This is a genomic window from Mesorhizobium opportunistum WSM2075, from assembly GCF_000176035.2.
GTDB lineage: Bacteria > Pseudomonadota > Alphaproteobacteria > Rhizobiales > Rhizobiaceae > Mesorhizobium > Mesorhizobium opportunistum.
Window position 1 is genome coordinate 4,506,071 of record NC_015675.1, and the last position, 13,917, is coordinate 4,519,987.

Below are 13,917 nucleotides of genomic sequence, written 5' to 3' on the forward strand. Positions count from 1 at the left end.
CCCCAACAGGGGACGGTCCATTTACCTACCCACCGAATGCCGAGTTCCTAGGCCTCACTCACAACAGATGCCTCCACGGCAGCCAGCGGCGCTTCCAGCGTCCAATTGATCCCATGCGAGCCACACTCAAGATCGGCCTTCCCGCCGACAGCCTCAGGCGCTACCCGCTTCAGCACCACGGTTCCAAAGCCGCCCTGACCGATGGCCTGGACCTTCGGCCCATCGGTTTCGGCCCAGGCGAGGTTAAAGAGCTTCGAATCTCCCGAACCGTTCGTATGCCATTGGACGGAAATCGTGCCCCTGTCTCCCGAAAGCACGCCGTACTTGGCTGAGTTGGTCGCGAGTTCGTGAAAGGCAATGCCGAAATACTGGACGGCGTTGGGGCTCAGCACTATGGATGGTCCCGACATGGAAATCCGCCCCTCATTCCCGAACGGTTTGGCTTGCGACAGCAGCAGTTCGAAAAGGGTCACGCCTCTCCAATCGCCAGCGACAAGCAGATCGTGCGAGCGTGACAGGGCCATGATCCGCTCGCGAACCTGCCGTTCGAACACCGCAGGGTTCTCGGCGCGCTTGTTGGTTTCCCTGATCATCGAAAGGATGACGGAATACTGGTTTTTGACCCGGTGGTTGACCTCGCGCATCAGCATGCGGATCCGCTGCTCGTTCTCTTTTGCCGATGTGATGTCCCTGGCAATCTTCGATGCGCCGATGATCTGCCCGGTTGCGCTGCGCACGGGCGATACCGTCAGCGAGACCGGAACCAGACTGCCATCCTTGCGCTGACGGACCGTCTCGTATGTGTCGACGACTTCCCCACGGCGGATGCGTTCGAGGATGCGGGGTTCCTCGTCCTGGTGGTCATCCGGGATCAGCATCGTCACCGAACGGCCGATCGCTTCCTCGGCGGTGTAGCCGAACAGCCGTTCTGCGCCGCGATTCCAGCTCTTGATGATGGTGTTCAGGTCCTTGCTCACGATGGCATCGAACGAGGATTCCACGATCGCCGACAAATGGTGCCTGGCCTCCTCGGCATTCTGGCGGTCGGTGAGGTCAAACAGCATGTTGACGGCACCGATCAGCTTGCCCGTCTCATCGCGGAGCGGCGTCGGATATGGCTGAAATGGGAAGAAAGATCCGTCAGGGCGCTGCGCTATCGCCTGCTGGCCACGCACAGGGCGGTTTTCCTTCAGCGCGATCGCCATGGGGCACTCATCGTGAGGAAGGTCCTTGCCGTCCGGTGTGAACAGCTTGAACGTCACGCACCACTTGTCCTTGCCGATCTCGGGCTCGCGGCCCGCCATTTCGGCGGCGGCTCGGTTGTAGTAGGTGATGACCCCATCCGGGTCAGTCGTGTAGATGGCGACAGGGAGACTGTCGAGGACCTGGTGATAGGTGCTGTCCTGCCGCTTGAGCTCCGTGCGGGTGCGTTCCAGGTCGGTTACATCGACAGTGAAACAGCGTGTGTTGATTAGCTTGCCGTCGCGGAAATGCCCGCTGGAAGAAATTTCAACGTGCTTGATCGATCCGTCGTGGGCTCTCAATCGCGCCGGATATCTGGCGATCTTCTCGCCACGGGAGAGGCGGTCCAAAATGTCCTCGATCACTTCCCGGTCGGGATAGAACTCCGCGACGTGGCGACCGATATAGTCCTGCGCCGGAAACCCGAGAAGGTCGAGCTCGGCCTGGTTGGCATGAAGAACGACACCATCCGCACTTACCAGATGGAGCGCAACGGCGCCGTTTTCGAAGAAATCCTGGTAGTCGAAGTTCCGATTATCCTCACAAGGCATGTCCGGGTTCTTGAACGCGACAACATTCGCCTGCGGCACTTCATTCATCCCAAAACCCCTTTCTGCTCAACCGGCGGTAACGCGGGTGTCGCCAATTTGTTCCTGTAGCTCGTCCCTCGCGGGACGCTCCTCTTGATTGAGCTTGTGGAGGCATGCAAATCTGAGCTCGGACGGAAACCACCGTGCCTCACATGGACAAACCTCTCGTCCTGGTCGTCGACGACGAAGCCTTGATTGCCGCGGAGATGGAGACTGCTCTTTCCGAGGCGGGCTTCACGTAGCTTTGGGATCGTCGTGTGCACAGGCAGAGCGTTTGCTCGCGAACCACATGCCCGCGCGATCCTGGATCGGCTTGGTATGCCCAAGCAGGTCGTGAGGAACTTTACAGAATGGCCTGCGGACCTGACTGTGAAAAGATATGCAGGGCGAAAGCGGTTGTTCGGCCGTGTCGGGCGATCGCTTTCGATACCGCCTCGATCGCACCATGACGCCCTTGAGGGGGTGGAAAGCGTTCATCTGGCGGACTAGATTTCCCCACATGCTGGAGCCGCTAGGATCGGATCTTTGGTTTGCGGATGGCGGAGTCGTATCGTTCAAAGGCTTCGACTATCCAACACGCATGGTCGTCGTGCGTCTTGCCGACGGCGGACTGTGGCTATGGTCGCCAGTCGAAAGAACGGCAGCAATTGAGGCCGAGATTCGGTCCCTGGGTCCTGTTCGGCATATCGTCAGCCCCGACAAGCTGCACTATCTGTTTCTGGAGGACTGGCAGGCCGCATTCCCGGATGCGAATGTGTGGGCGACGGCGACGACAATCGCAAAGTGCAGGCAGCTCCGCTTTTGCGGGGTACTGGCCGACAATCCGCCCGCCGAATGGAACGGGCAGGTCGACCAATTCTACTTCACCAATTCGCCATTCATGGACGAACTGATCTTCTTTCACCGCGCGTCGCGGACCGCCATCATCGCCGACCTCTCTCAGACCTTCAGCGCGACGTTCTTGAAACACCATTGGCCTTGGTGGATGCGAGCAATCGCAAGAGTTTCCAAAATGATCGAAGGGTGGGGTTATCCCCCGATCGACTATCGGGTCAGTTTCCGCAACCGCTCAACAGCGCGCCCAAAGATTCGTGAGCTGATCGGAAAGCACCCCGAGCACGTCGTCGTGGCGCACGGTGAGGTTGTCAGGACGGGTGGCGAAGCATTTTTGCGGCGGGCGTTTTCATGGTTGCTCCATTAGCCCCAACGTCAGAGCGGACAGTCGCCGAACGGCCTTTATCTGCTGATCTGTGCGCGAGACGAGATAGTTCGCTCTGAGGTTCGAAAGTTCTGCAATTGCGACTGAAAGGTTCCTGAACGCTTTGGAACCTTGGCCTGGCTTCAGCCGGGCTTGCGCAAGAACGCCAGGCGACGACGCTGATCTGCCGCGCCAACTATCCCGGGATGAATGCGTTGATTGGCTATTTGGCCGACGAGTGCTGTGCCGACGCGAAATGTGCGCCCGCGGCCAGCAAAGCCATGGCCTGATTTTTTTACCTGCGTAATTCGAAGATACTGGAAGGATCGAAAAATGGACGCAATCGCAGATCTACCGGTGGCAGTCATCGGCGCCGGTCCGGTCGGCTTGGCCGCGGCAGCCCAACTGATCCGCCGCGGGCTGAAGGTGGAGGTTTACGAGGCCGGCTCGCATGCCGGTTCGAACCTTTTGGACTGGGGGCACGTGCGGGTCTTCACGCCCTGGCGCTATTGCGTCGATGCCGTCGCCCGGCAGCTGCTCGAAAGCCATGGGTGGAGAATGCCCGAGCCCGAGGCATTCCCCACTGCCGGTGAGATCGTCGCCCAATACATCAGCCCGCTCGCGCAACTTCCGGAACTGGCCCCGTCCATCGAAACAAATGCTCGCGTCGTCGCGGTGTCCCGATGGGGTGCGGACAAGGTTGTCAGCAAAGAGCGTGCAACTAAGCCCTTTATGCTGATGGTCGAAACTGCCGGCGGCCGGCGCCGGGATGCGGCCAGCGCTGTAATCGACGCCTCGGGCACATGGCAAACACCCAACCCGCTTGGCGCCGGAGGCCCGTCCGCCGAAGGCGAAAACGAGTTCGGCGACCGGATCGCCTACGGCATACCTGATGTACTCGGCCGGGACCGCCATCTCTACGCGGGGCGTACGACTTCGTGGTGGGGGCTGGTCATTCCGCAGCCAACGCATTGCTGGAACTGACCAAGCTGTCAGAAAGCGCCCCGGGCACTTCAGCAATCTGGACGACGCGCAGCACTGACCTAGTCCGCATCTACGGTGGTGGCGATGCCGACGCGTTGCCGGCACGTGGCGAACTCGGCTCCGAAGTGAGGGAGCTTGCCGAAAGCGGTCGCGTCCAACTTGTCACGGGCTTTGCCACGACAGCAATCCGGGAGGTTGACGGCCGCCTGCTCGTGGAAGGGCAAACAAAAGACGGTATTCAAACCATCGGTCCCGTCGACAGGATTATCGCGGCCACCGGCCAGCGCCCGGACATTGCCTTGACCCGCGAGCTGCGGCTCGACCTCGATCCATGGCTTGAAAGCGTGAAGGCCCTCGGTCCTCTCATCTATCCCAATGAGCACTCTTGTGGGGACGTCCCGCCGCATGGCCACCGCGAGCTCAGCCACCCCGAACCGGGGTTCTATACCGTCGGCATAAAGAGCTACGGTCGCGCTCCGACATTCCTGCTGTTGACGGGCTACGAGCAGGCCCGCTCCGTCGCGGCGGCGATCGCCGGTGACATGGCGGCCGCCGATGCCGTTCAACTGGTTCTGCCGGAGACGGGAGTTTGCACGGTGCCGGCATCCTTTTTCGGCTCGTCAGCCGAAGGCTGTTGCGGTGGCCCGGCGCCAGCGGCGGTTGATGCCTGCTGTGTTGCGGATGTCCAGGCCAAGGAGAGTGGCAAGTCTGGCTGCGGCTGCAGCGCCGCGGCATGACCTCTTCGCCTCAGCCGACCACCCCCGTGCGCAGCCGGCGCACGATCATCACCACGCTTGGCGTCACACAGATCATGGCGTGGGGATCATCGTACTATCTCCCCGCGGTCATTGCGCCGGCAGTCGCTGCGGATACCGGCTGGCCTCTGGCCTGGGTCGTCGGAGGCCTGTCTCTTGGATTGCTCACGGCGGGAGTCATCTCGCCGCATGTCGGTTCCTCGATCGAACGACACGGCGGCCGAAACGTCTTGGCATTCAGCGCGGGATGCATCGGCCTTGGCCAGATCGGACTTGCGGTCGCGCCCAATTTGGCCGCGTACATCGGGGCCTGGCTGGTGATCGGCCTCGGCATGGGGGCAGGGCTTTACGACGCCGCGTTTGGGACGCTTGGCCGGCTCTACGGTCATGGGGCGCGGTCCGCCATCACGACGCTCACCCTGTTCGGTGGCTTTGCGAGCACAGTGTGCTGGCCGATCTCGGCGTTTCTGCTGGGCGAGATTGGTTGGCGCGGCGCCTGTCTGGTTTACGCCGCCGTTCAGCTTTTCATTGCTTTGCCGCTCTACCTCGTGATCCTGCCTCGCGGCGTGCCTCAACCGTCTGCCCAAGCCGGACCGAACGCGGCAGCGACGCCGGCTCTGCCAATCGGCCGCCATCTCACGATCATGGTTGTCCTGGCCGCGACTCTTACGCTTGCCGCCGTCATCTCCTCGACCTTGTCGGCGCATCTTCTAACGATCCTGCAAAAGAGCGGCAAGACTCTCACTGCGGCCGTGGCGCTTGGGGCGCTCGTCGGTCCCTCCCAGGTCGCTGCACGCACAATCGAGATGATGATCGCGCGCTTTCATCACCCGATCTGGACCAAGTTCGCGTCGGTGGCCTTCGTCGCAATCGGGGTCTCGGCGCTCTGGGTCGGCATGCCGATCGTGCCGTTGGCGCTCGCGTTCTACGGGGCGGGCATCGGGTTGGAGTCCATTGCTCGCGGTACGCTACCGCTCGCCTTGTTCGGCTCTAACGGATACGCCCAACTGATGGGCCGCCTTGCCATGCCCAGCCTGATCGCCCAGGCAGCAGCACCGTCCATTGGCGCATTGCTGCTGCAACGCTTTGGCGCCTACGGCACACTGGCCACGCTCACCGGCCTGGCACTGATCAACGTCGGCTTGGCATGCGCATTGGGCTGGCTGGTTTTCAGTCGGCGTGGCTTTCAAATTCAGCCGCAATAGCCTCGGTTGTTTACGAGCCATGTGCTGGACCGACAAGCTCGCGTTCCATGGCGGGTAGCGGCGGATAGGGCCGGATATAAATCGGATGATGGATTGGACAGAGAGGTAAGCAGAAACAACCACTTAGACTGCACCGTGCACACGCCGTGCACACGAGGTCTCACCCTCTAAATTTGCTTCTGTTTCGACGAGAGGATGCGCCAAGGCCACCCTGAATGCACGATGATCTGCTGGGGCTTGTCCGGTAACCGGCTTCAGGTCGAAGGGATACGCGGCCACACGCCAGCGTACGACCACGGTGACGCGATCAGCCGACGAGACTCACTTCTCAGGCTCGAAGTCGGGGCAGGGCCCGCTGCCGCTCCTCTCTCCGCGGTGGAGGGGACTCCCCGGCGAAAGGTACAGTGCGCTGTCGGTCATAGCCACTGATAGGATCTCCTTGGTCGCAAACCGATGGCTCCTGTAGGTCAATCGAACTTCGAAGCAATTGAGCCAATGGAACGGCATCTATCCCGACGATGGCGCCTTCATTTTCCAGAACGTCGATCCGTCTGACTTCGCAGCGGTTGAGCTTCAGGCGAACTCCGATACCGCCACCGTTCTCCGCAATGAAAGCGGCACCGGTGTTTTCGAGCGCGGTTTGTAGCTCGTCGCAGATGTCCCGGTTGAGGAGGGTGATCCGACGCTCGAATTCTTCGATGACCAACGGATCCACGCCTGAATTGCCGGCGAGCTTGTCGCGGGTCCATTCTTCTCGTACCGACCCGAATTCGCTAGCGGGCGGACTTATCGCGGGGAAAGTTTCGCGGCACGGGTTCGCAGCTCCCGTTGGTGCCGCAAACCTTATCTTGTCTCCGACTGCGCAACGATGGGTGGGAACTCAGCCAGAGTCTCAGGTGGGTTCTCTAGCGATTTTTCGCCGATTGGCAGCAAAACGGAAAACACTGCGCCATGAGGTTTGTTCGGCGTTGCCCATAGCCTGCCGCCATGCGCTTCCACGATCGAGCGACAGATCGGCAATCCCATCCCCAACCCACTGGACTTGGTCGTGTAGAACGCCTCGAAGATGCTGTCGGGATTGGACTGAGACAGGCCCGGACCCGTATCACTTACCGCGACAAGCACGGCGTCCGAGTCAGCCTTGCTGGTGCTGATCGACAATTCGCGCAGTGGCTGCCCACCCTCGCTCATGGCTTCGATGGCGTTCATAATCAAATTCAGGATCACCTGTTGTAATTGGACTCTGTCCCCTAAAATGCGTGGCAACCCTTCTGCCAGTTGCATCTTCGCTACGACGGCCCTCTCTGACATTGGAATACGGGCTAGAGCCGAAATTTCCAAAATTGTTTCGTTGATTTCCAAATTTTCCTTCCGAGCCGGCGCATTTTTGGAAAAGTCACGAATCCGGCTCACAATATCGGCGGTCCTCTTACCGTCTCTGATGATGCGGTCGATGGCGTGCTTCGCCCCTTCCAAATCTGGCGGCTGACGAGCGAGAAAGCGCATCGCGGTTCCAGCATTCGTAAGCGTGGCAGCGATAGGTTGATTGACTTCGTGGACAATGGAGGCTGCAAGTTGTCCCATTGTCGCTACGCGGTTGGCGTGCGCCAGCTCTGCCTCGGCACGTTTTCGCTCCGTCAGGTCCACAACGAAGGCCACGCCCCGATGTCGCAGTTCGTCGAAGGTCGCTCCACCCACAAGTACGGGCACGAGATCGTTATTTTTCCGAAGAAGATCCTTCTCGTACGGTCTGCAGGTTCCACTGGAAGCCATGTCCGCGAATGCTCGTTCGTCGGCCCCGCTCCATTCGGAGGGTGTCAAGGAGTTCCAGCGCAACGAGCCCGAAGTAACATCGTCCCGGCCATATCCCACGATTTGCAGAAAGGCCTCGTTGGCTTCCGTAATGCGACCATCCAGATCGAAAATACATATTCCGATGATATTGGAGTCGACAAGGCGTCGAACCTTCGCCTCCCGTTCTTGGAGATCGCTGTACAAGCGTGTGTTCTCGAGAGAGATCGCTGCTTGCGCCGCCAGCAGTTCCAGCACCGCGATTCGAGCCGGCGTGAACGCGTGTGACGTCAGCGCGTTTTCCAGGAGCAGAATTCCGGTCAACTCTCCCTGTTTGATCAGCGGAACGCACAGGATTGACTTCGATTGTCGATGGCTCAGATAGTCGTCCACGGAGAACAGGTTAGGTTTCGAGGCATCGTCGAGAATAACGCTTTCCTGTGTACGGATGACGTAGCGGACGAGGGATTCTGGACACGTGATTGGGGTGATCGGCTCTTGATGCAGCGCGACTTCGATCTGATTTCCGGCGGCCCGCGCTTCCGCGTGGATCAAATACTCACCGCCTGAGGGCAGAATAAGAAGCCCGCGATCCGCGCCCGCGTTCTCGATCAAGGTTCTCATCAGCCGCTTGATCAACTTGGGCAACTCGATCTCGCCAGACAAAGCCTGAGAGGCTATTATGACACTCTCTGCGTCCAGATGTTGAACCCGGGAGCCGGTGGCCACGTCACGACCTTGCGCTTCCGAAGGGGCCAGGTGCGGATAAAGCCGGTCTAACTGCCGCGCCTTGCCCTCGGCGCCCCAGCGGAGATAACACCGCCGAGCATGACGCAGATGGGCGATGGCGGAAATCTGTGAGCCGCGCGCATTGTAAAACCTCGCGGCCAACTCATAGGCCAAGCCTTCGGTCTGTACGAACCCTTGATCGTGAGCAGAGGAAATTGCCTCCTCGTAGAGCCGCATGGCGTCAGCGTCCCGTCCTTCGATACGGGCGATCTCTGCAGCTACGAGTGCGTGTTTGTCTCCGAAGGTCGGTGGGTAGTTTTCGGCCCACTCTCTAAGTTGCTCCAGGTGCAGCGCCAGCAGATCATTCCATGCTCCCTTCTCGCCGACCGAAGCGTTTTCATAGAGCGTGGTCAAGGTCAGCGCGGTATAGTAAATATAATCGAGTCGCTGGAAATGGACCGGTGCAGCCCACAACAATTCTTTCGCCGTCTCGGCTGATGCGAGCGCCTCGACGTAATCGCCTGACAAGAACCGGGCTTGTAACTTCAAGATCCAGTACAGGCAGGCCGCCGTGGCCGTCCCATTTGCGGTGATTTGCGCTTCGAAATCCACTTCGTCAAATTGCGCATCGCTGAAGGTAGAGAAAGTTAAGGTTCGGCCCTGCATGGTCGCAACGAGGCGTTGCTGGGCCTCGATCACGGTAGCGACGTCATGAAACCGAGCTTTCCGGACAAGATCCAGGCCCCTTTCCGACTCCCGCCACACTGCCTCCAGCGGATCGTTCCGCGCCAGAAAATTCGTTATCGACTTGTCCATGCAGTAGCAGGCGACAGTCAGATCACCGGTTTCAGTTGCTATGCGAAAGGCCGTTTGCAGAAAATCTATCGAGGTTGCGATCGGTTGGGTCCAGACGGCGACAACGCCTTTCGCATGATAGGCCTTCCCGCGGTACGCGACGAAACCTTGCTTATCGACAACATCGCAGGCGAGCTCGGCGAATCGATAACCGTCTCTGTAACGGCGAAATACCGGTCCGAGGATTTGGCCGAGATCGGCATAGCCATGGGCCGATGCGCCGCAGGTTCCGTGCAGCATTGTCATCTTCGCAATCCGGCACGCGAGCAGCGACCACAAATGGAAGTCGGTATGATTAGCAGGGGAGAGGAGCACTGACAGCACATCCATCGCGGCCAGCATTTCTGGATCCGTCATCATTGGCAGATCGATCAAGTTTTCGATCGGCTGTCCGCCAAGAGTTTGCCAGACCGTTTCGTATTCGGCCTGGACTTGCGCCTCAGTCGGGTGCGCCGAGATGTCAATGCCGAACAGGCGCAGGCATGAGAGTGCGCTGTCGACGGCTTGGGCGTTTTCCGATTTCAGAGTGTGGAGCAGGACTTTCAGACGATAGGTAGTCGCCAGGTCGACTTTCGATGCCGCGCGTTGCAGCAAATCAATTATCAATTGCTCAGCTTCTTCGAAGTTGCCGCTCAAGAATTCGCATTCCGCACGTTCTAACCAGAGGCCGAATGTCAGTTCGTATTGGTTGTTCCAGCTTGTTTTGTCGAGCATAGCCATGCCGGCCGCTAGATACACGGATGCGGACACGTAGGCAGCGGACGCTTTGGCCTTTCTCCCTGCGCGCAGGTTGAGCGTCGCCAACTGGGATTTCTCCCGAGGTTCAATCAGTTGTCCAGCGCCCCGATTGAGCTGGCCGGCGACATCGAACAGGTGCTCGACGAGCTGGTCATCAGTCATGTTCGCTAGAAGCGTGCGGCCCACGAGCAGGTGAGCGTCAACTCGATGCTCGTCGGGGATAAGCAAATAAACCGCCTGTTGAATTCGATCATGCAGAAACCTGTACGCGCCATCCTGCTGATCGATGAGACCAGCATAGACGGCTTCCCGGAGCGTCTCGTGCATTGCTTCCTCTGTCTCTTTCTGAACCAGAGTCAGGATGGCGACGTCGGTGGCGTGGCCAAGACAGGCGAGTTGTTTCAACACGTCTTGGGTCGGGGGAGAAAGCCGCTTCAGCTTCTCCACCATGAGATCCACCACATTATCGGTATAGCCCTTGGCGTGTATGCGATCGATTTCCCAATGCCAAGCTTGCGCAACAGGATCAAATGTGAGCAATGCCTCGTCGGCCAATTCCGTCAAAAATTGGATTGCAAAGAATGGGTTTCCCCCGGTCTTCTCCTGAACCAGCTGCGACAAAGGCCGCGCCCGCTGGATGTCACAGCGGATTGCACTCGCGGTAAGCTGGCCGATCTCGTTGGACCGGAGGGGACCCAGCTTTATCTCACCGACCCTCGCATCCGTTTTTTTGATCGTATCCAGCGTATGCAAAAGCAGGTGAGCGGGACCGACCTCGTCGTCTCGATAGGCGCCAACCAGCAGAAGGTGGCGCACTTCCGAATGCGTGATCAGGTGCCCGATGAGGTCGAGTGTGGCTGCGTCCAGCCATTGCAGATCATCTAGGAACAGCACGAGTGGGTGCTCCGGCGTGGCAAACGCGCCAAGGAAGCGACGGAACACAGCCTTAAATCGGTTTTGTGCCTCTTGGGATGGCAGGTCGGAAACGGGCGGTTGTTTCCCGATGATGAACTCCAGTTCGGGAACGAGGTTGACGATCAGCTGTCCGTGCACACCGACCGCATCTGACAAGATACGCCGCCACCGATCCACTTCCCCTTCGCTCTTGACGAGAATCTGACGGACCAGGGTCTGGAAGGCCTGTGCCAGGGTTGAGTATGGGCTATCGCGCTTGTACTGGTCGAACTTGCCTGCAGCGAAAAGTCCCCGCGATGGAACGAGGACCTTGTGTAACTCGTTCACCACCGAGGATTTGCCGACACCGGAATAGCCGGATATCAATACTAGCTCGGAGGTGCCTTCGACCACTACCCGATCGAACGACGCGAGCAGAGAGTCGATCTCGGTTTCGCGCCCATAGAGCTGCTCCGGGATCATCAGCTGGCCCGATGTGTCGTGGATGGCTAGCGGGAATGGTTCGATGCGACCATGTAGCTGCCATTCCACCAGGCACCGACGCAGGTCGACCTCGACCCCCCCTGCGGTCTGATAGCGCTCCTCGGCCGTCTTCAGGAGAAGCTTCATCACGATTGACGAGAGCACCTGAGGAATTTCGCTTATCCTCTCAGTGGGCGACACAGCACGCCTCGCAATATGGCAGTGCACCCATTCCATCGGATCAGAAGCGGTGAACGGGAGCCGGCTGGTCAAAATTTCGTACAGCGTGACACCAAGAGAATAGAGATCGCTCCGGGAATCGATAGACCGGTTCATACGCCCCGTCTGTTCGGGAGCCATGTACGGAAGCGATCCAGCGATGAATTGGGGCGCTTCAAGCTGCTGACGCTCCCGCGGAAGCCGAGACGCAACCCCAAAGCCGGTAAGCCAAACGCGACCGCGCTCGTCTACAAGTGCGTTCGCCGGCTTGATGTCCTTATGGATGAGCCCTCGTTTATGGACTTGGCCGAGCGCCACTGCCAAACCAATGGCAATACGCAGGAAGCGGGATAAATCGATGGGGAGTTCTTTGTGCTGCTCTATTGCTTGATCTAAGGGTTCACCTCCTGAATCCTCAAGGATGAGGAGCATTCGTCCTCGGTGGCGAGCCATGGCGAGGGGCCGGGCCGCCCATGCTGCATCAAGTCCGCTCGCCAGCGCGTATTCGTGTTCGAGCCGCCGGATACTCTGAAGTGACGGCTGCTCAGCAGCGACCGACACCGCTAGAATCGGTGTCTGGTTGCCGAGCTCTTTGCCGCGGTAGAGCGTGAACTCCGGCCCTTCGCGAAGCACCTCCAAGGCGTACTCGGAATCCTCGGCCATCAAGCTTCTTGTTGCTAGGAGAATGAGCCCTTGTCACAGAAAGAGATTGGCCCGCGAAATCCGAAGTCGAGCACGACCCTACTGTCAATCTGCCGGAGCGTCCAATCTTTATTGGTTTGCTGCGAATGCGCTGCGGCCCGATCCTAGCCTTGCCGGACAAAACGCCACTCTCCACAAAGAGTCTTTTGTCCTGGAGTTCCTCGTGTCAGAAGTCCGGCGCATTGATGAAGCGAACCGTTCTGATCCCGCAACTCGGCACGGCGCAGCTCGCTCCCGAACCGTCGCCCCGGCAATTCGTCATTCTCGACGATGAGTCTTGCACAGGAAGGACCGCGCCACACAACTGGTTCGCCACAGGGGCGCATGGCGAAATGGCTTACTCGAAACTCTTCAAAACTGCGTGATGTGAGGCCGATCAGTCGCGACACGCTCTTTTGATCTCGAGACAATGCATCTGGCCAGGCGAGACCTCGTTACCATCGATCCAAAGCTTGACCGGTCTCGGCGTCGAACAGGTTCAACTTGGCGATGTCGGGAGCGACGAAGAGGATTTCCCCGGGACGGGCGCCGATTCTGTCGCGAAACACGGCGACCGCCGGTTCGCCGCCGATTGTCAGATGAACCTGGGTCTCCGAACCCATCGGCTCAACCACGCCAACCAACGCGGCGGTCCCCTTGCCCGGTGCACAGACGCTCAAATGCTCTGGCCGGAACCCGTATTGGACCGGCTTTCCGTCTGGCGCGCTAAAGGCTGAACCGACCGGCAGTGGCGTTCCGTCAGCTGTTCGCACCACTGGCGCGCCGTTGTCGCGTGCGACCACGCCGCTGATGATGTTCGTCGACGGCGAGCCGATGAATGTCGCGACGAACATGTTCACCGGATGATCGTAGAGATCGAGCGGCGTGCCGATCTGCTCCACCCGTCCGTTGTTCACACGACGATCTGGTCGGCCATTGTCATGGCTTCGATCTGGTCGTGCGTTACGTAGACGGTGGTGGTGCGCAGGCGCTGGTGCAACGCCTTGATCTCGGCGCGCATGGCCACGCGCAGTTTGGCGTCCAGGTTCGACAGCGGCTCGTCGAACAGGAAGACCTGCGGGTTGCGCACGATGGAGCGGCCCATGGCGACGCGCTGCCGCTGGCCGCCTGACAGCTGGCGCGGGTAGCGATCGAGCAGCGGCGTCAGGCCGAGGATTTCCGCCGCCTTCGCGACCCGTTCGTCCTTCTCGGCCTTGGGCGCCTTGGCAAGCGTCATCGAGAACGCCATGTTCTCGGCAACCGTCATGTGCGGGTAGAGCGCATAATTCTGGAACACCATGGAGATGTCGCGTTGCTTCGGCGGCAGATTGTTGACCACCTTGCCGCCGATGCTGATCGTTCCGCCCGAAATGTCCTCCAGTCCGGCGATCATGCGCAGCAATGTAGACTTGCCGCAGCCCGAGGGGCCCACCAGCACCACAAACTGGCCGTCCGGTATCTTGACCGAGACGCCGTGCAGCACGGCGTGCCCGGCGTAGGATTTGAGGACATTGTCGATTTCGACTGAAGCCATCGAGGTCTTCCCTGTGATC

General features: G+C 59.6%; 5 protein-coding genes and 3 pseudogenes. 5 read left to right on the forward strand and 3 right to left on the reverse strand.

The features are described from left to right. Positions 1-47 precede the first annotated feature (47 nt). Positions 48-1,841, reverse strand: coding sequence for a PAS domain S-box protein (locus MESOP_RS21685; RefSeq protein ID WP_013895487.1), 1,794 nt, complete (start codon positions 1,839-1,841; stop codon positions 48-50). 370 nt (positions 1,842-2,211) lie between these two features. Here MESOP_RS21685 and MESOP_RS21690 point away from each other — a divergent pair, with 370 nt between their 5' ends. From MESOP_RS21690 to MESOP_RS35775, 5 genes and pseudogenes are all read left to right on the forward strand, one after another. Further along, complete coding sequence (locus MESOP_RS21690) at positions 2,212-3,033, forward strand: DUF4336 domain-containing protein (protein WP_083833280.1); 822 nt, start codon at positions 2,212-2,214, stop codon at positions 3,031-3,033. A 149-nt stretch (positions 3,034-3,182) separates the two neighbouring features. Beyond that, positions 3,183-3,320, forward strand: a pseudogene (locus MESOP_RS36250) (ArsR/SmtB family transcription factor); the annotation flags it as partial. Positions 3,321-3,363: 43 nt separating this feature from the next. Then, positions 3,364-4,751, forward strand: a pseudogene (locus MESOP_RS21695) (NAD(P)-binding domain-containing protein). Next, the gene (locus MESOP_RS21700; RefSeq protein WP_013895489.1) at positions 4,748-5,974 is read left to right on the forward strand and encodes an MFS transporter; all 1,227 of its coding nucleotides are present in this window, start codon (positions 4,748-4,750) and stop codon (positions 5,972-5,974) included. Before MESOP_RS21695 ends, MESOP_RS21700 begins: the two are co-directional and overlap by 4 nt. A gap of 487 nt (positions 5,975-6,461) precedes the next feature. After that, positions 6,462-6,620, forward strand: coding sequence for a hypothetical protein (locus tag MESOP_RS35775; RefSeq protein ID WP_167313569.1), 159 nt, complete (start codon positions 6,462-6,464; stop codon positions 6,618-6,620). Between the two features lie 197 nt (positions 6,621-6,817). On the opposite strand, the gene MESOP_RS21705 is transcribed toward MESOP_RS35775, so the two are convergent. Further along, positions 6,818-12,346: an ATP-binding sensor histidine kinase gene (locus tag MESOP_RS21705; RefSeq protein ID WP_013895490.1), complete on the reverse strand. Its 5,529-nt coding sequence runs from the start codon at positions 12,344-12,346 to the stop codon at positions 6,818-6,820. Positions 12,347-12,819: 473 nt separating this feature from the next. Then, positions 12,820-13,898: pseudogene (locus MESOP_RS21710) on the reverse strand (ABC transporter ATP-binding protein). Positions 13,899-13,917: the final 19 nt, after the last annotated feature.

What these genes read in the sequence shown, in the direction of transcription:
- MESOP_RS21685 (WP_013895487.1), bottom strand. Translation starts at nt 1,841, where the DNA reads ATGAATGAAGTGCCGCAGGCGAATGTTGTCGCGTTCAAGAACCCGGAC.
- MESOP_RS21690 (WP_083833280.1), top strand. Translation starts at nt 2,212, where the DNA reads ATGCAGGGCGAAAGCGGTTGTTCGGCCGTGTCGGGCGATCGCTTTCGA.
- MESOP_RS21700 (WP_013895489.1), top strand. Translation starts at nt 4,748, where the DNA reads ATGACCTCTTCGCCTCAGCCGACCACCCCCGTGCGCAGCCGGCGCACG.
- MESOP_RS21705 (WP_013895490.1), bottom strand. Translation starts at nt 12,346, where the DNA reads ATGGCCGAGGATTCCGAGTACGCCTTGGAGGTGCTTCGCGAAGGGCCG.